We start from the raw sequence: 17,760 nt of genomic DNA on the forward strand, positions 1-17,760 counted from the left end.
GAGAGATGACCGAGCATGACAACACCGCGGCAGACGGCTCCCAGGGGGCCGAGTCCGCGCCGGCACCGAAGCAGAACACGCATCCGCATCGTCGATTCGGGGGTCATCGCAGCCCCGTGTCGATCGGCGGGATCGGTATCGCGATCCTGCTCATGGTGGCGATCTCGGCGTTCTATCTGACGTCGTTGCCGCTGGTCGGTCAGGCCGCCATCTACACGGCAAAGTTCACCGAGGCCGCCGGGCTCAAATCCGGCAACGAGGTGCGGGTGGCCGGCGTGAAGGTCGGCGAGGTCACCGACGTGGCCCTCGACGGCAACCGCGTCGACGTCCGCTTCCGCGTGTCCAACACCTGGATCGGCAACCAGACGCAGGCGTCCATCCAGATCAAGACGGTGCTCGGGCAGAAGTACCTCGCGCTCAACCCGCGCGGCAGCGAGCTCGCCGATCCGGGTGTGCCGTTGACCGACACGGTCAGCCCGTATGACGTCATCGAGGCGTTCTCCGATGCGACCACCCAGATCGAGGATCTCGACACCGATCAGTTGGCGACGTCGATGTCGACGCTGTCGGAGGCCTTCTCCGGCACCGCCGGCGACATGGGGCCGGCACTCGACGGCATATCGCGGCTGTCCAACACCATCGCCAGCCGCGATCAGCAGGTGCAGAAGTTGCTCGCCGCGACCAAGGACACCTCCAAGATCCTCGCCGACCGCAACGAGACCTTCGTCAGGCTCATCGCCGGCGCCGGTCAGTTGCTCGACGAACTGAACAACCGGCAGAAGAACATCTCCGCGCTGCTGGCCAGTACGACGAGTCTGTCGACGGCACTGACCGGCATCGTGCGTGACAACGAGCAGCAGATCGGCCCGGCACTCGATGCGCTCAAGGGCGTCAACGAACTGCTGACCAAGCAGAACGCGAACCTGCGGGCGGCGATCACCAACATGGCGCCGTTCTACCGGCTCTACGCCAACGTGCTCGGCAACGGCCGCTGGTTCGAGATGGTGGTCACCAACCTGCTGCCGCCGGCATTGCCGCAGCAGAACACGACGCGACTGCCCAACAAGCAGGTGCTGCAGAACAACGGTGGAACGGAGGCAACCGGATGATGTCGGCCGCTCCCGATCTCACCACCACGGCCGGACCCGGCCGCTGGTTCACCCCACGTCACATCGTCTACATCATCTTCGGCGTGATCATCGCGATGATCGTCGCCGGAGTGCTGTGGTGGCTGTTCTCGGCCCTCGGCACCACCAAGGTCACCGCGACGTTCGCACGGTCGGTCGGCATCTACGAGGGTTCCGATGTCCGGGTCCTCGGCGTCGCCGTCGGCAAGGTCGACTCCGTCGAACCCGACGGTGACAACGTGAAGGTGACGATGACCGTCGACCGCGGCGTCGACCTGCCCGCCGACGTGAAGGCCGTGCAGATCATCCCGTCGGTCGTCGCCGACCGGTACGTGCAGCTCACCCCCGCCTACTCGGGCGGCCCGAAGGCCGGCAACGACATCACGCTCTCGCGGGATCAGACGATGGTCCCCGTCGAGATCGACCAGGTGTATGCCAGCGTCCAGAAACTGTCGGAGGCACTCGGCCCGGACGGCGCGAACTCCGACGGCGCGGTCACCGAGGTGATCCGCACCGGCGCGGCCAACCTCGACGGCAACGGCGACAAGCTCGGCTCGGCCATCGAGAACCTGTCCAAGGCGAGCACCACGCTGTCGGATTCCAGTGGCGACCTGTTCGACACGATCAAGAATCTGAACACCTTCGTCGGGGCGTTGCGGGAGAACGACGCGCAGGTGCGCCAGTTCAACTCCCAGATGGCCGACTTCAACAGCTTCCTGGCCGGGGAGCGTCAGCAGCTGGCCACCGCCCTGAACAAACTGTCCTACGCCCTCGGTGACGTGGCGACGTTCGTGCAGGACAACCGGGAGCAGATCGGTCAGACGCTCAAGGATCTGCAGCCGACCACACAGGCCCTGCTCGATACGAAGACTTCGCTGAAGGAGGTGCTGACGGTGCTGCCGCTGACGATCAACAACCTGATCAACGCCTACGACGCCGAGTCCGGCACCCTCGCCATGCGATTGACGCTCCCGGATCTGCAGAATCTGCTCGCCCCGCAGTGCAAGTTCCTCGACCTCGGGCAGCTGCTGCCGGGCAACCCGGCGGCGACGCAGTTCAGTGATACCCTCGCCCCGTTGATCAACCAGTGCGTCAACATCGCCGACCAGATCAACGACAACGTGCTCACCCCGATCCTGCCGGTGCTGCCGTTCGGCATCATGAGCAACGGCAAGCTGCAGCAGTACCCGGTGCCGGGCACGGTTCCCGGCACGCCCGATCAGAACCTCAATCCGGGTCCGGCAGCGACCTCGACCACCCCGACGCCTGCGTCGACCTCGACCGCCCCGAGCACCCGGAACGGGGGGAACTGAGATGGCGAGTCTGCAATCGATTCGGAAACCCCTGCGGCTGCGGGGTATCCGTGCCCGGATGGTGTGGGCGTTCACCGCGCTCACCATGGTGGTGCTGGTGGCCGGATGCGGCAGCAACGGTATCCAGTCGATCCCGCTGCCCGGCGGCGTCGACGTGGGTGACAATCCACGCACCTACACGATCCAGTTCAGCGACATCCTGGATCTGGTGCCGCAGTCGGCGGTGAAGCAGAACGGCATCGCCGTCGGCCGCGTCACGAGCATCGAGGTGCCCGACAACCAGTGGTATGCGCTGGTGACCGTGAAGGTGAAGAACGAGGTCGACCTGTCCGATGAGGCGCGGGCCGCGGTGCAGCAGACCTCGCTGCTCGGCGAGAAGTTCGTGTCGCTGGAGGACCCGGCGCAGGACACCTCGGCGCCGCGGCAGGGTTCGGATCAGCCGATCCCGCTGGACCGCACCCGCACCGCCACCGACATCGAGCAGGTGCTCGGTGCGCTGTCGATGCTGCTCAACGGTGGCGGCCTCAATCAGCTGCAGCCGATCGTCACCGAACTGAACAAGGCGTTCGAGGGCCGGACCAATCAGTGGAGGGGGCTGCTGAACAACGCCTCGACGCTGATCGCCTCCCTCAACCGGCAACGCGACGACATCATCACCGCGATCGACGGACTCGACAAGTTGTCGTCGCGGGCCGCGGCGCAGACCGAGCAGATCGACCGCATCCTCAAGGAGCTCCCGGCCGGTGTGGCCGTGCTCGAGGAGCAGCGTCCGCAGTTCGTGGATCTGCTCACCAAGCTCGACAAGCTCGGCGAGGTCGGCACCGATGTGCTCGGCCGGGCGCGTGAGGAGATCGTCACCGACCTCAAGGCGTTGCGTCCGGTGCTGACCGAATTGTCCAAGGCCGCACCGGATCTGATCACCTCGGCACCGCTGATGCTGACCCATCCGTTCCCGGATTCGTTGCTGCCCGCGGTGCAAGGTGATTCGACCAACCTGTTCATGACGCTGGATCTGCGCACGCTCAACCAGCTCGAGGCGCTCGGCGTCGGCCAGGGCAACCCGGTCTATTCGCCGCCGAAACGTCACCAGGTGCCGGTCAACAGCGCCAACCCGTACTACAACGGCAACGGTCCGCGGTACGGGTGGCCGACGGTCACGTTGCTGCCGCCGGCGAGCAACTCCCGGCCCGGGCCGAACACACCGCCGTCGGGCGGTACCTATCCGGCCACCTACGCCCCGGTGCCGGCCCAGGGACAGGGCATTCTCGACAAGACACTGGCGTCGATGGGGGTGAGTTCATGATCAGCAAGCTCGTGAAGATCCAGTTGATCGCCTTCACCGTCGTCGGCATCCTCGCGATCGTCTACGTCGGCGCCAAGTACGCACGCCTGGACAAGCTCGTCGGCGTGGGCACCTACACGGTGACCGCCGAGATGAAGCAGTCCGGTGGCATCTTCACCAACGCCGAGGTCACCTACATGGGTATCCCGGCCGGTCGCGTGGGTGCGATGACACTGACGCAGACCGGCGTGAACGTCACCCTCGAGATGGATTCCGACGGCCCGGACATCCCCGCGTCGGCGGTCGCGGTGGTGGCCGAACGCTCGGCGATCGGTGAGCAGTTCATCGATCTGCAGCCGTCCGAGTCGACGTCGGGTCCGTACCTGCAGGACGGGTCGACGATCGAACCGGACAAGGTGTCGATCCCGGCGCCGCTGGAAGATGTGGTGGCCTCCGCGGTCAACTTCACCGACTCGATTCCGGTGGACGATCTGCACACCGTCATCGTCGAACTCGGCAAGGCGTTCAACGGGCAGAGCGACAACCTGACGCGGCTGGTCGACTCGCTGAACACCCTGGCCAAGGCGGGTGCGGACAATCTCAGTGACACCATCTCGCTGATCCAGAGTTCCGATGTGGTGCTGTCCACCCAGGCGGCGCAGTCCGACGAGATCCTGACGTGGTCACGCAACCTGAACCTGGTCACCGCGACGCTGGCGTCGGCGGATCCGGATGTGCGCCGGCTGCTCACCAATGGCATCGCCTCGGCGACGCAACTCTCGGAGCTGATTCAGGAGAACGGCAACGATCTGGGCAAGGTCGTCGGCGATCTGGCCGGGGTGGCCCGCGAGATCCAGCCGGCCACCTTCATGACGTCGGGGACCTTCGCGATGCTCTCGGCAGTGTCGGCGGGCAGCCACTCCCCGGCACCGGGTGACGGGCAGATCCACTTCGGCATCGTGCTGGAGACCAACAACCCGCCGGCGTGCACCAAGGGTTATGAGAGCACGAACGAGATGATCAAGAAGATCAAGGAGCGCGACCCCACCTTCGACATCCGCTACGACGACTTCCCGTTCAACACGAACGCGTCGTGTGACGTGCCGTTCGGCAATCCGACCGGTGTGCGGAGCGCGCAGCGCGTCGAGTACGCGAATCCGGACACCGTGCAGCCGTGGGACTCCACGCCGAAGAAGGATCCGGACAAGCTGAACCTCAATCCGCTGGCCACCCAGCTTGCCTATCTGTTGGGTGTGCGTCCGGTGAAGCCGGGTGGATTCGGCTACGGCGTGGGCGGGTGACGCGGCGGCAGGGGAGCGGTTGGCGTGATTGGCAACCTCTCAGGTCCGATCGTTACAGTGACGCGCGATGACGACGAAGAATGATGTCCTGATCCGCAAGTTCGCTGCGGGTCTCGTGATGCTTGCGCTGCTTGCGGCGCTGGGATGCGTTGCGTACTACGGGTACCGGGCATACCAGGTGTATGCGGTGGAGAACCCGGCGCAGCAGGCCCGCGACGACGCCACCGGCGCCGCCGAGCAGGCCATGCTCAATGTGACGACGATCGACCCGAAGAACATGAATGCGTTCAACCAGCGGCTGCAGGCCAGCTTCGCCGGCGACGCGCTCGAGCAGGTTCGTCAGCAGGTCGTGGCCACGCTGGACCCGCAGCTGCAGTCCGCCGGTGACCAGGTCGGTTCGACGACGTCGCGGGTGGTTCGCTCGGCTCCCACCGAGGTGAGCGCCGACGACGGCACCGCGCAGATCCTGGTGTACCTCGCCGTCACCGGCAAGATGCCCGGTCATGCCACCGAGACGCCGAGCACGATGGGCTTTTTGGTCGGCATGCAGAAGTTCGACGACACCTGGAAGGCCATCAAGGTGAGCCCGCTCGACGGCATCTCCTACGCCGACGACGGTTCGACCAGCGCTGCTCCCACCGAGTCGGCGGCCACACCCGCCCCGACCCAGGCTCCGGCAGGTGGTAACTGATGGCCCGCAAACCACAACAACGACGCCCCGGTTACCGACCCAAGGTCGCCGGCTCGCAGCAGCGCCCCGAGGTCACTGACAGCGCTCGTGCTGACGTTGACAGCGCTCCCGAGGTCACTGACAGCGCTCAAGACACCGTTGACAGCGCTCAGCCTGACGTTGACAGCGCTCTGCCTGACGTTGACAGCGCTCAGGACTCCGCTGGCAGCGCTCCCGAGGTCACTGACAGCGCTCAAGATTCCACTGACAGCGCTCCCGTGTCCGCGACCGACAAGGCCACCGTCTCGCTGACCAAGCGTGACGAGGACGACGCGGCCGACGCGGACGACGAGGAGGCCGAGGACGACGCGTCGAAGTCCGACGCCGCCACCGAAGCCGACACCACCAAACCCGATACGACCGTCGACACCACCAAACCCACCGCGAAGAAGCGGACGGTGGCGCGTGTGTCGACGATCAAACCGCAGCCCGAGTCGGCCGGCGGGAAAGCCGGCAGCAAGACGGGTCCGGGCCGAAAGGTCAAGTCCCAGAAGCGTTCCCGTGAGTTCTCCTGGTACTCGACGCGGCTGATCGCGATCGTCGGCGCGGTGGCGGTGGTGCTGGGGATCGTCGCCCTGGTACTCGGACTGCATCCGGGCGCGACCATCGGTCCCAACCGGGCATTCATCGACCAGGCCGCGACCACCGATCTCACCGGTCAGGCGCAGACCAAGATCTGCACCATCAACTCGGCCCGGAGCAAGGACTTCGACAAGTGGGTCGGCGAGGTCCGGCCGATGATGACCGGTGAGGCGCTGAGTCAGTTCAACACCGCGGTGCCGGCGATCAAGGAGCAGTTCGGTCAGCAAGAGGTGACCAACGACTGCAAGGTCGACGCGATCGGGGTGTCGGACATGTCCGGCGACGCCGACGGCTCGACGGCCACCCTCCTGGTGAACTTCGTCGTGTCGGGCACCGCCAACGGCGCGCCGACGCAGAGCCTGATCTCGCGGTATCAGGTGTCGATGGTCAAGCAGGGTGACCAGTGGCTCGTCGAGAAGTTCACCGACCTGTAGACAGTCGTGAAAATCGCGGTGTCATTCGAACTTTTCTTCCACAAATCTGCGCGTAGCGCTTGACGTGGGGCCCCCGGCGGGCCAATCTGTCACCAGCGAATATCGCGTCGGCAGCCATCGCGCGACTCGCTCTCACGACACCGGTCGGCGGTTGCGTTCACGCCTGCTTGACATAGGGTGTCTCTTTCCTGCTATAGTTGGACGTTGCGCTGGCTGCCTCCTGTCCATCTAACGATTCTCCTTCCAGTCACCTTGTGTGAGCTGCGGTGATCGCCGATCCAGGTTTGTCACCAGCGAACGGCCCTATCAGCCACACCACGCTAGGCAGTGAACACATCGTGTTGGAAGGACGCACCTTGGCAGTCGACCGCCAGTCCACCTCAACCACCATCCCCGGCGCACCACACCGCGCCTCGTTCGCAAAAATCAGCGAACCCCTGGAGGTACCGGGCCTCCTGGATCTCCAACTCGACTCGTTCGAATGGCTCGTCGGATCGCCGGAATGGCGCGCCAAGGCGATCAGCCGCGGCGACGAGCGCCCCACCGGCGGACTCGAAGACATCCTGCACGAGCTGTCCCCGATCGAGGACTTCTCGGGATCGATGTCGCTGTCCTTCTCCGACCCACACTTCGACGAGGTCAAGGCCTCCGTCGAGGAGTGCAAGGACAAGGACATGACCTACGCGGCGCCGCTGTTCGTCACCGCGGAGTTCATCAACAACAACACCGGTGAGATCAAGTCGCAGACCGTGTTCATGGGCGACTTCCCGATCATGACCGACAAGGGCAGCTTCATCATCAACGGCACCGAGCGTGTCGTGGTGAGCCAGCTCGTGCGCAGCCCCGGCGTGTACTTCGATGCCAACATCGACAAGACCACCGAGAAGACGCTGCACACCGTCAAGGTGATCCCGAGCCGCGGCGCCTGGCTCGAGTTCGACGTCGACAAGCGCGACACCGTCGGTGTCCGCATCGACCGCAAGCGCCGCCAGCCGGTCACCGTGCTGCTCAAGGCCCTCGGCTGGACGAACGAGGAGATCTCCGAGCGCTTCGGATTCTCCGAGATCATGATGTCCACCCTGGAGAAGGACAACACCGCCAACCAGGACGAGGCGCTGCTCGAGGTCTACCGCAAGCTGCGTCCGGGCGAGCCGCCGACCAAGGAGTCCGCGGAGAACCTGCTGGAGAACCTGTTCTTCAAGGAGAAGCGCTACGACCTGGCCCGCGTCGGCCGCTACAAGGTCAACAAGAAGCTCGGTCTCACCGACAACCCGATGACCGGCGAGGCGACCCTCACCCGTGAGGACATCGCCGCGACCGTCGAGTACCTGGTGCGCCTGCACGACGCCGACCCGCACACCGTGTCGTTCGCCAAGGTGGCAGGGCCGGAGTCGCTCGACGTGCCGATCGAGGTCGACGACATCGATCACTTCGGCAACCGTCGTCTGCGTACCGTCGGCGAGCTGATCCAGAACCAGATCCGCGTGGGCCTCTCGCGTATGGAGCGTGTCGTGCGTGAGCGCATGACCACCCAGGACGTCGAGGCGATCACCCCGCAGACCCTGATCAACATCCGTCCCGTCGTGGCGGCGATCAAGGAGTTCTTCGGCACCAGCCAGCTGTCGCAGTTCATGGACCAGAACAACCCGCTGTCGGGTCTGACCCACAAGCGTCGTCTGTCGGCGCTGGGCCCGGGTGGTCTGAGCCGTGAGCGCGCCGGCCTCGAGGTGCGCGACGTGCACCCCAGCCACTACGGCCGCATGTGCCCGATCGAGACCCCGGAAGGCCCGAACATCGGCCTGATCGGTTCGCTGTCGGTGTACGCGCGGGTCAACCCGTTCGGCTTCATCGAGACCCCGTACCGCAAGGTGATCGACGGTGTCGTCTCCGACACCATCGAGTACATGACCGCCGACGAGGAGGATCGTTACCTCATCGGGCAGGCCAACACCGCCTACGACCTCGACGGCAACATCACCGACGATCGTGTGCTGGTGCGTAAGAAGGGCTCGGAGGTGGAGTTCGTCTCCGCCGCGCAGGTCGAATACCTCGACGTGTCGCCGCGTCAGATGGTCTCCGTCGCGACCGCGATGATCCCGTTCCTCGAGCACGACGACGCCAACCGCGCCCTGATGGGTGCGAACATGCAGCGTCAGGCCGTGCCGCTGGTGCGCAACGAGTCGCCGCTGGTCGGTACCGGCATGGAGTTGCGTGCCGCCGTCGACGCCGGTGACGTCATCGTCTCCGGCAAGACCGGTGTGGTCGAGGAGGTCTCCGCCGACTACATCACCGTGATGGCCGACGACGGCACCCGCGACACCTACCGGATGCGCAAGTTCGCCCGCTCCAACCACGGCACCTGCGCCAACCAGCGTCCGATCGTGGACGAGGGTCAGCGCGTCGAGTCCGGCCAGGTCCTCGCCGACGGCCCCTGCACCGAGAACGGTGAGATGGCCCTCGGTAAGAACCTCCTCGTGGCGATCATGCCGTGGGAGGGTCACAACTACGAGGACGCGATCATCCTGAGCCAGCGTCTCGTCGAGGAGGACACCCTCACCTCGATCCACATCGAGGAGCACGAGATCGACGCCCGCGACACCAAGCTCGGTGCCGAGGAGATCACCCGGGACATCCCGAACGTCTCCGACGAGGTGCTCGCCGATCTCGACGAGCGCGGCATCGTCCGCATCGGTGCCGAGGTCCGCGACGGCGACATCCTGGTCGGCAAGGTCACCCCGAAGGGCGAGACCGAGCTGACCCCGGAAGAGCGTCTGCTGCGTGCCATCTTCGGTGAGAAGGCCCGCGAGGTGCGCGACACCTCGCTGAAGGTGCCGCACGGCGAGACCGGCAAGGTCATCGGTGTGCGCGTGTTCAGCCGTGACGACGACGACGATCTGCCCCCGGGCGTCAACGAACTCGTCCGCGTCTACGTCGCGCAGAAGCGCAAGATCCAGGACGGCGACAAGCTGGCCGGCCGGCACGGCAACAAGGGCGTCATCGGCAAGATCCTCCCGCAGGAGGACATGCCGTTCCTGCCCGACGGCACCCCGGTCGACATCATCCTGAACACCCACGGTGTGCCGCGTCGTATGAACATCGGCCAGATCCTGGAGACCCACCTCGGGTGGATCGCCAAGGCCGGCTGGAACATCGACGTCGCCAACGGTGTGCCGGATTGGGCGTCGAAGCTGCCCGAGGACATGTACTCGTCGGCTCCCGACACCAACACCGCCACCCCGGTGTTCGACGGTGCGCGTGAGGAGGAGCTGACCGGACTGCTGTCCTCGACGCTGCCCAACCGCGACGGTGAGGTGATGGTCAACGGCGACGGCAAGGCGACGCTGTTCGACGGTCGTTCCGGCGAGCCGTTCCCGTACCCGGTGTCGGTCGGCTATATGTACATCATCAAGCTGCACCACCTGGTCGACGACAAGATCCACGCCCGCTCGACCGGTCCGTACTCGATGATCACCCAGCAGCCGCTCGGCGGTAAGGCCCAGTTCGGTGGCCAGCGCTTCGGTGAGATGGAGTGCTGGGCCATGCAGGCCTACGGCGCCGCCTACACCCTGCAGGAGCTGCTGACGATCAAGTCGGACGACGTGGTCGGCCGCGTGAAGGTGTACGAGGCCATCGTCAAGGGCGAGAACATCCCCGAGCCCGGCATCCCCGAGTCGTTCAAGGTGCTCCTCAAGGAGCTCCAGTCGCTCTGCCTCAACGTCGAGGTGCTGTCCAGTGACGGCGCCGCGATCGAGATGGCTGACACCGACGACGAGGATCTCGAGCGCGCCGCGGCCAACCTCGGCATCAACCTGTCGCGCAACGAGTCGGCCACGGTCGACGACCTCGCGAACTGACCAGCGCACGTGGGGGCTGCACAAGCCCCCACGTGTCACCCCCATTCAGTCGAATTCAAGAGCTTGCTCAGGGAAGGCATAGAGTGCTCGACGTCAACTACTTCGACGAACTGAAGATCGGTCTTGCGACGGCCGATGACATCCACAACTGGTCGTACGGCGAGGTCAAGAAGCCCGAGACCATCAACTACCGCACGCTCAAGCCGGAGAAGGACGGCCTGTTCTGCGAGAAGATCTTCGGACCGACTCGCGACTGGGAGTGCTACTGCGGCAAGTACAAGCGTGTGCGCTTCAAGGGCATCATCTGCGAGCGCTGCGGCGTCGAGGTCACCAAGGCCAAGGTCCGCCGCGAGCGGATGGGTCACATCGAGCTCGCCGCACCGGTCACCCACATCTGGTACTTCAAGGGTGTGCCGAGCCGGTTGGGCTACCTGCTCGACCTCGCGCCGAAGGATCTCGAGAAGATCATCTACTTCGCCGCCTACGTGATCACCTCCGTCGACGACGAGCTGCGTCACAACGAGCTGTCGACGCTCGAGGCCGAGATGGAGGTCGAGAAGAAGGCTGTCGCCGATCAGCGCGACGTCGACCTCAACGAGCGGTCGGCCAAGCTCGAGGCCGATGTCGCCGAACTCGAGGCCGAGGGTGCCAAGGCCGACGTGCGCCGCAAGGTCAAGGACGGTGCCGAGCGTGAGATGAAGCGCATGCGCGACGCCGCGCAGCGTGAACTCGACGGTCTCGAGGAACTGTGGGACAAGTTCGTCAAGCTCGCCCCCGGTGACCTGATCATCGACGAGAAGCTCTACCACCAGCTGCAGGACCGCTACGGCGAGTACTTCACCGGTGCGATGGGTGCCGAGGCGATCAAGAAGCTCCTGGAGACCTTCGACATCGACGCCGAGGCCGAGTCGCTGCGCGAGACCATCCGCAGCGGCAAGGGCCAGAAGAAGCTGCGTGCGCTCAAGCGACTGAAGGTCGTGGCCGCTTTCCAGCAGTCCGGCAATTCGCCGCTGGGTATGGTGCTCGACGCCGTGCCGGTGATCCCGCCGGAGCTGCGTCCGATGGTGCAGCTCGACGGTGGCCGCTTCGCGACCTCCGACCTGAACGACCTGTACCGCCGCGTCATCAACCGCAACAACCGCCTCAAGCGACTGATCGACCTCGGTGCCCCCGAGATCATCGTCAACAACGAGAAGCGGATGCTGCAGGAGTCGGTGGACGCCCTGTTCGACAACGGCCGCCGCGGCCGTCCGGTCACCGGACCGGGCAACCGTCCGCTGAAGTCGTTGAGCGATCTGCTCAAGGGCAAGCAGGGTCGTTTCCGTCAGAACCTGCTCGGTAAGCGCGTCGACTACTCGGGCCGTTCGGTCATCGTCGTCGGCCCGCAGCTCAAGCTGCACCAGTGCGGTCTGCCCAAGCTGATGGCGCTCGAGCTGTTCAAGCCGTTCGTGATGAAGCGTCTGGTCGATCTCAACCAGGCCCAGAACATCAAGTCGGCCAAGCGCATGGTGGAGCGTCAGCGTCCCGCCGTGTGGGACGTCCTCGAAGAGGTCATCGCCGAGCACCCGGTTCTGCTGAACCGTGCGCCGACGCTGCACCGCCTCGGTATCCAGGCCTTCGAGCCGCAGCTGGTGGAGGGCAAGGCCATCCAGCTGCACCCGCTGGTGTGTGAGGCGTTCAACGCCGACTTCGACGGTGACCAGATGGCCGTGCACCTGCCGCTGAGCGCGGAGGCACAGTCCGAGGCCCGCATCCTGATGCTGTCCTCGAACAACATCCTCTCGCCGGCCTCGGGTCGCCCGCTGGCCATGCCGCGTCTGGACATGGTGACCGGCCTGTTCTACCTGACCACCCTCAAGGAGGGTGCGGCAGGCGAGTACCGGGCGGCCACCGCCGACACCCCGGAAGAGGGTGTCTACTCCAGCCCGTCGGAGGCCATGATGGCCGTCGACCGTGGGGTGCTGACCGTGCAGTCGCGCATCAAGGTGCGGCTGACCGACCAGCGTCCGCCGGCCGACGTCGAGGCCGCCGAGTATCCGGACGGTTGGCGTTACGGGCAGCCGTGGACCACCATCACGCCCCTGGGTCGGGTGCTGTTCAACGAGCTGCTGCCGATCGAGTACCCGTTCGTCGACGAGCAGATGCCGAAGAAGCGTCAGGCCGCGATCATCAACGATCTCGCCGAGCGCTATCCGATGATCGTCGTCGCGCAGACCGTCGACAAGCTCAAGGACGTCGGCTTCTACTGGGCCACCCGTTCGGGTGTCACCGTGTCGATGGCCGACGTGCTCGTGCCGCCGGCCAAGACCGAGATCCTCGAACGTTACGAGGAGCGTGCCGATGGCCTGGAGCGCAAGTTCCAGCGTGGTGCCCTGACCCCGGATGAGCGGCGCGACGCGCTGGTCGAGATCTGGAAGCAGGCCACCGAAGAGGTCGGCAAGGTCATGGAGGAGTACTACCCCGAGGACAACCCGATCATCATGATCCCGAAGTCGGGTGCCACCGGTAACCTGACGCAGGTTCGTAACCTGTCGGGCATGAAGGGTCTGGTGACCAACCCGAAGGGTGAGTTCATCCCGCGTCCGATCAAGTCCTCCTTCCGTGAGGGCCTGACCGTGCTGGAGTACTTCATCAACACCCACGGTGCCCGAAAGGGTCTGGCCGACACCGCACTTCGCACCGCCGACTCGGGTTACCTGACCCGTCGTCTGGTGGACGTCAGCCAGGACGTGATCGTCCGCGAGACCGACTGCAACACCGAACGCGGCATCGTGGTGTCGCTCGGTGAGAAGCAGCCGGACGGTTCGATCATCCGTGACGCGCATGTGGAGACCAGCGCCTACGCCCGCACCCTCGCCGCCGACGCCCTCGACGAGAACGGCAACGTCATCGTCGAGCGTGGACACGACCTGGGCGACCCGGCCATCGAGGCACTGCTGGCCGCCGGCATCACCTCGGTGAAGGTCCGTTCGGTCCTGACGTGTGCGACCGGCACCGGCGTGTGCGCGATGTGCTACGGCCGTTCGATGGCCACCGGCAAGCTCGTCGACATCGGCGAGGCCGTCGGTATCATCGCCGCCCAGTCGATCGGTGAGCCCGGAACCCAGCTGACCATGCGTACCTTCCACCAGGGTGGCGTCGGTGACGACATCACCGGTGGTCTGCCGCGTGTGCAGGAGCTCTTCGAGGCGCGCGTGCCCAAGGGTGTCGCGCCGATCGCGGAGGTCTCCGGCCGGGTGCGTCTGGAGGACGACGACCGCTTCTACAAGATCACGATCATCCCCGATGACGGATCGGAAGAGGTTGTCTACGACAAGATCTCGAAGCGTCAGCGTCTGCGTGTGTTCAAGCACGACGACGGCTCCGAGCGTCTGCTCGCCGACGGTGACCACGTCGACGTGGGTCAGCAGCTGATGGAGGGTTCGGCGAACCCGCATGAGGTGCTGCGCGTCATGGGTCCGCGTCAGGTGCAGGTGCACCTGGTCAACGAGGTCCAGGAGGTCTACCGCAGCCAGGGTGTGTCGATCCACGACAAGCACATCGAGACCATCGTGCGCCAGATGCTGCGTCGCGTGACGATCATCGATCACGGTGCCACGGAGTTCCTGCCCGGTTCGCTCGTCGAGCGCGCCGAGTTCGAGTCCGCGAACCGTCAGGTGGTCAGTGAGGGTGGCGAGCCCGCGGCCGGACGTCCGGTGCTGATGGGTATCACCAAGGCCTCGTTGGCAACCGAGTCGTGGCTGTCGGCGGCGTCGTTCCAGGAGACCACGCGTGTCCTGACCGATGCGGCCATCAACAGCCGCAGCGACAAGCTGATCGGTCTGAAGGAGAACGTGATCATCGGTAAGTTGATCCCGGCCGGTACCGGCATCAACCGGTACCGCAACATCCAGGTTCAGCCGACCGAGGAGGCGCGCGCCGCGGCGTACGCGATGCCCGCCTACGACGACACCTACTACAGCCCGGACGGCACCTTCGGTGCCCCGTCGGGCGCTGCGGTGCCGCTCGACGACTACGGCTTCTCCGGGGGCGACTACCGCTAGTCACTCTGCGCGGCGTCACGACGCAGCGTCAGAGACCAACGGCCCCCACACCTTTCGGTGTGGGGGCCGTTGTCGTCGGTGTGTCGGTGTGTCGGTATCGCGACCGGGGATCAGCCGCGCGAGCTCTCCGCCGACGCGGCGTCCTCACCCCGGCCGGCCTGCAACCGCAGCCCCGCCAGGATGAGTTCGAGGCCGGACCGGAACTGGTCGGCGTCGTCGTGGCCCTCGAACTCGTCGACGATGTAGTGCATGTACGGGTACTTCGCCGCGTCCAGTGCCCGCCACTGATCGACCACCCGGCCCAGGTAGGCCTCGCGTGAGGTGGTGCCGTCGATCACCTCCTGGGGCGGTTCCTGGCCCAGGTCGGCGGCCACGCCGATGACGTAGCCGAGTACCGCCGACACCGCGTGGAAGGCCTGCCGCGGGGACAGATCCAGCCGCATCGCCTGCTCACCGATGCGTTCGTACAGCTCCAGCGCATTGGACTGGATGGTGGTGTTGCGCATGAAATACGCAGCAAGCCAAGGTCTTTGGACTATCGCAGCGAAGACGGTCTCGGCGATCGCGCGAATGTTGTCGATCGGATCCTCGGCGTCGCGCATGTTCTCCAGGTCGGCGAGGATGCCCGCCACCACGTGGTCGGTGGCGCGGTCGAGGAGTTCGTCCTTGTTGGACACGTACCAGTAGATGCTGCCGACGCCGCCGCCGAGTCGGGCGGCGAGCGCGCGGAAGGTCAGGGCCGATTCACCGGACTCGTCGAGTAGGGCCACGGCCGCCTCGATGACGGTCTCCATCGAATGTGATGCGCGCCGACGGGTGGTGCGTGCTCCGGGTGCCATGACACCCATCTCATCACACCGCCCGCCGCGGCCTTGCGACATATCGAACGGCGTTCTATGATCGAACCACGTTCGAGAAACGAACAACGTTCGATACTGAAGGAGGTGGTTCCGATGACCTCGGCAACCGAATCGCTCCCGACCCGCACCTACGGGTCGCTGCGGGCAGCCTGGATTCCGCTCGCTGCCCTGTGTATGGCCTTTTTCGTGGAGATGGTCGACAACACCCTGCTCACCATCGCCCTGCCGACGATCGGCCGTGACCTGGGCAGCGGCACCACCGCCCTGCAGTGGGTGACCGGCGCGTACTCGCTGACCTTCGGTGGCCTGCTGCTCACCGCGGGGTCGGCCGCCGACCGACTCGGCCGGCGTCGGGTGCTGCTCTACGGACTCGCGGCCTTCGGGCTGATCAGCCTCGCGGTGATCTTCGTGAACTCCGCCGGTGAGCTGATCGTGCTGCGCGCCGCCCTCGGCATCGCGGCCGCCGCGATGGCCCCGATCACCAACTCGCTGGTGTTCCGGCTCTTCGAGTCCGACACGCTGCGGATGCGTGCGATGACGATCATGATCATCGTCGGCATGAGTGGTTTCATCCTGGGACCGCTGCTCGGCGGCACCGTGCTGGCCCATCTCCGGTGGGAGTGGCTGCTGGTGATCAACGCCCCGATCGCGCTCATCGCCTGGATCGGGGTGCGCGCCGGCGTTCCCGCCGACCGCGCGGAGGACCTGACCGGCGACCGGCTCGATCTGCCCGGTGCGCTGCTGTCCGTCGGCGCCATCGGGGCCGCCTGCTACATGCTGACCAGCGGTGTCGAGCACGGCTGGGTCTCGGTCCCGACCATCGGATGCGCGGTGGGCGCGATCGTGGCCCTGGTCGCCTTCGTCTGGCACGAGCGACGCGCCGCACAGCCGATGCTGGACCTGACCATCTTCCGGTTCGGCACCGTCCGCGGCGCGGCGGTCGCCCAGATCGGCACCTCGATCGCCATGGCCGGGGTGATGTTCGGGCTGATCCTGCACTTCCAGTACGCCTACGGCTGGAGCCCGATGAAGGCCGGGTTGGCCAACCTCCCGATGATCGTCACGATGATCGCGGCCACCCCGATCTCGGAGGGGCTGGCCAAGAGGTACGGGCATCGGATCGCGTGCGTCGTCGGTGCGATCCTGCTCGCCGGTTCCCTGGCCGGTCTGGCCTGGGGCGTCGATCACGGATACCCCGCGATCGCGGTGTGCATGGTCGTCATGACCATCGGCCTGCGGACGGTCATGACCATCTGTGCCGTCGCCCTCGTCGACGCGATGCCGGAGAACCGGACCTCGATGGGCACCGCGCTCAACGACACCGCACAGGAGGTCGGCACCAGCATCGGGACCGCCGTCGTCGGCACGTTCATCGCCGCCCTGGTCACGGTCAGCCTGCCGAGCGGGGTGTGGAGTCCGGAACTCGTGGCGTCGTTCTTCCACGGCGAGCGGATCACCTACGCGGTACTGTCCGTCATCGTCGGCGTCGTCGCCGGGTGGGGTGCGCTGACGCTGACCAACTCGCATTCGGTGGAGGAGGCGCACTGAGCCCCGCCGCCGCGCGCGGCGACCTCACCAGACCAGCGGCGCGATGAACATCCGGGCGTAGGCGCGGACCGCGTCGGCGTCGGCGGTGTCGAGGGCGGGCGTGGGGGTCAGTGCGAACGAGGTGATCAACCGGAACACGAGTTCGGCGACCTGCCACAGGTCGGTGTCGGGCATCGACGCACCCGCCTTGCGAAGGGTTCCGGCGATGCCCCGGCTGAACGACTCCACTATCTCCTCGACCTGGGGGGCCTCGAACCCGACGAACATCTCCAGCGCATCGGGCTGATCGGCCAGGATCTTCTGGATGAGGTCATCGGAGCGGAAGCCGGTCACCCCGATGACGAAGGTCTCGATCACCGTGGTGCGTGGGTCCCGGCCGCCGACCGCGACGTCGATCTCGCGCGCGTAGTCGCGGCGAAGTCGCTGGATGACCTCGGCCAGCAGGTTCTCCTTGGTGGGGAATCGCCGGTAGAGGGTGCTGCGGCTGATGCCGGCCTCGGCGGCGATGCGGTCGATGCTGGCGCGGCGGACCCCGGACCGTCGGAACTCGACGATGGCCGCGGCCGTGATCGACTCGGCCTGCCCGTTCTCGATGGAGCTGCGTCGGTCCGCCCGCGTTCGTGGAGGAGTGAGACCGGTCACGGGGTGAATCTACCGCACGATGGTGTGTCAGTCGGTCTGAGTGG

11 protein-coding genes are annotated in these 17,760 nt (G+C 65.9%); 9 read left to right on the forward strand and 2 right to left on the reverse strand.

Features of this window, described 5'->3' with window-relative positions:
• Positions 1 to 5 precede the first annotated feature (5 nt).
• The 8 genes from ABLE94_RS01355 (at position 6) to ABLE94_RS01390 (ending at position 14,666) form a co-directional block, all read left to right on the forward strand.
• A complete protein-coding gene (locus ABLE94_RS01355; protein ID WP_348804924.1) occupies positions 6 to 1,109 on the forward strand; it encodes an MCE family protein in 1,104 nt (367 codons plus the stop codon).
• Positions 1,109 to 2,440, forward strand: a complete 1,332-nt coding sequence (locus ABLE94_RS01360; protein WP_348805118.1) for an MCE family protein — start codon at positions 1,109 to 1,111, stop codon at positions 2,438 to 2,440. The genes ABLE94_RS01355 and ABLE94_RS01360 overlap by 1 nt, the downstream gene beginning before the upstream one ends.
• Before the next feature lie 58 nt (positions 2,441 to 2,498).
• Entirely contained in the window at positions 2,499 to 3,743 is a 1,245-nt protein-coding gene (locus tag ABLE94_RS01365; RefSeq protein ID WP_348805117.1) for an MCE family protein, read from the forward strand.
• Complete coding sequence (locus tag ABLE94_RS01370) at positions 3,740 to 5,023, forward strand: MCE family protein (protein WP_348804923.1); 1,284 nt, start codon at positions 3,740 to 3,742, stop codon at positions 5,021 to 5,023. The genes ABLE94_RS01365 and ABLE94_RS01370 overlap by 4 nt, the downstream gene beginning before the upstream one ends.
• A 67-nt stretch (positions 5,024 to 5,090) precedes the next feature.
• Positions 5,091 to 5,714, forward strand: a complete 624-nt coding sequence (locus ABLE94_RS01375) for a hypothetical protein (protein ID WP_348807839.1) — start codon at positions 5,091 to 5,093, stop codon at positions 5,712 to 5,714.
• Positions 5,715 to 5,971: 257 nt separating this feature from the next.
• Positions 5,972 to 6,769: a hypothetical protein gene (locus ABLE94_RS01380; RefSeq protein ID WP_348804921.1), complete on the forward strand. Its 798-nt coding sequence runs from the start codon at positions 5,972 to 5,974 to the stop codon at positions 6,767 to 6,769.
• A gap of 356 nt (positions 6,770 to 7,125) precedes the next feature.
• Positions 7,126 to 10,623 (forward strand): DNA-directed RNA polymerase subunit beta, encoded by a 3,498-nt coding sequence (rpoB, locus tag ABLE94_RS01385; protein ID WP_348804920.1) that lies wholly within the window; start codon positions 7,126 to 7,128, stop codon positions 10,621 to 10,623.
• Between the two features lie 83 nt (positions 10,624 to 10,706).
• Positions 10,707 to 14,666 (forward strand): DNA-directed RNA polymerase subunit beta', encoded by a 3,960-nt coding sequence (locus tag ABLE94_RS01390; RefSeq protein ID WP_348807840.1) that lies wholly within the window; start codon positions 10,707 to 10,709, stop codon positions 14,664 to 14,666.
• Positions 14,667 to 14,776: 110 nt separating this feature from the next.
• On the opposite strand, the gene ABLE94_RS01395 is transcribed toward ABLE94_RS01390, so the two are convergent.
• Positions 14,777 to 15,505, reverse strand: a complete 729-nt coding sequence (locus tag ABLE94_RS01395) for a TetR/AcrR family transcriptional regulator (protein WP_348807841.1) — start codon at positions 15,503 to 15,505, stop codon at positions 14,777 to 14,779.
• A 114-nt stretch (positions 15,506 to 15,619) separates the two neighbouring features.
• On the opposite strand from ABLE94_RS01395, the gene ABLE94_RS01400 reads away from it, so the two are divergent.
• On the forward strand, positions 15,620 to 17,074 hold the full coding sequence (locus tag ABLE94_RS01400; protein WP_348807842.1) for an MFS transporter: 1,455 nt from the start codon (positions 15,620 to 15,622) through the stop codon (positions 17,072 to 17,074).
• A 24-nt stretch (positions 17,075 to 17,098) separates the two neighbouring features.
• Here the strand turns inward: ABLE94_RS01400 and ABLE94_RS01405 are convergent, their stop codons facing one another.
• Positions 17,099 to 17,716 carry a TetR/AcrR family transcriptional regulator gene (locus tag ABLE94_RS01405; RefSeq protein WP_348807843.1) on the reverse strand — a complete coding sequence of 206 codons (618 nt, stop codon included), beginning with the start codon at positions 17,714 to 17,716 and terminating at the stop codon, positions 17,099 to 17,101.
• Positions 17,717 to 17,760 lie beyond the last annotated feature (44 nt).

This window comes from Gordonia sp. VNK1, assembly GCF_040049135.1.
Classification (GTDB): Bacteria; Actinomycetota; Actinomycetes; order Mycobacteriales; family Mycobacteriaceae; genus Gordonia; species Gordonia oleivorans.

Excerpts from the sequence above, each read along its gene's own strand:
- ABLE94_RS01360 (WP_348805118.1), top strand. The coding sequence starts at position 1,109 with ATGTCGGCCGCTCCCGATCTCACCACCACGGCCGGACCCGGCCGCTGG.
- ABLE94_RS01370 (WP_348804923.1), top strand. The coding sequence starts at position 3,740 with ATGATCAGCAAGCTCGTGAAGATCCAGTTGATCGCCTTCACCGTCGTC.
- ABLE94_RS01355 (WP_348804924.1), top strand. The coding sequence starts at position 6 with ATGACCGAGCATGACAACACCGCGGCAGACGGCTCCCAGGGGGCCGAG.
- ABLE94_RS01395 (WP_348807841.1), bottom strand. The coding sequence starts at position 15,505 with ATGGCACCCGGAGCACGCACCACCCGTCGGCGCGCATCACATTCGATG.
- ABLE94_RS01400 (WP_348807842.1), top strand. The coding sequence starts at position 15,620 with ATGACCTCGGCAACCGAATCGCTCCCGACCCGCACCTACGGGTCGCTG.
- ABLE94_RS01375 (WP_348807839.1), top strand. The coding sequence starts at position 5,091 with ATGACGACGAAGAATGATGTCCTGATCCGCAAGTTCGCTGCGGGTCTC.
- ABLE94_RS01365 (WP_348805117.1), top strand. The coding sequence starts at position 2,499 with ATGGTGTGGGCGTTCACCGCGCTCACCATGGTGGTGCTGGTGGCCGGA.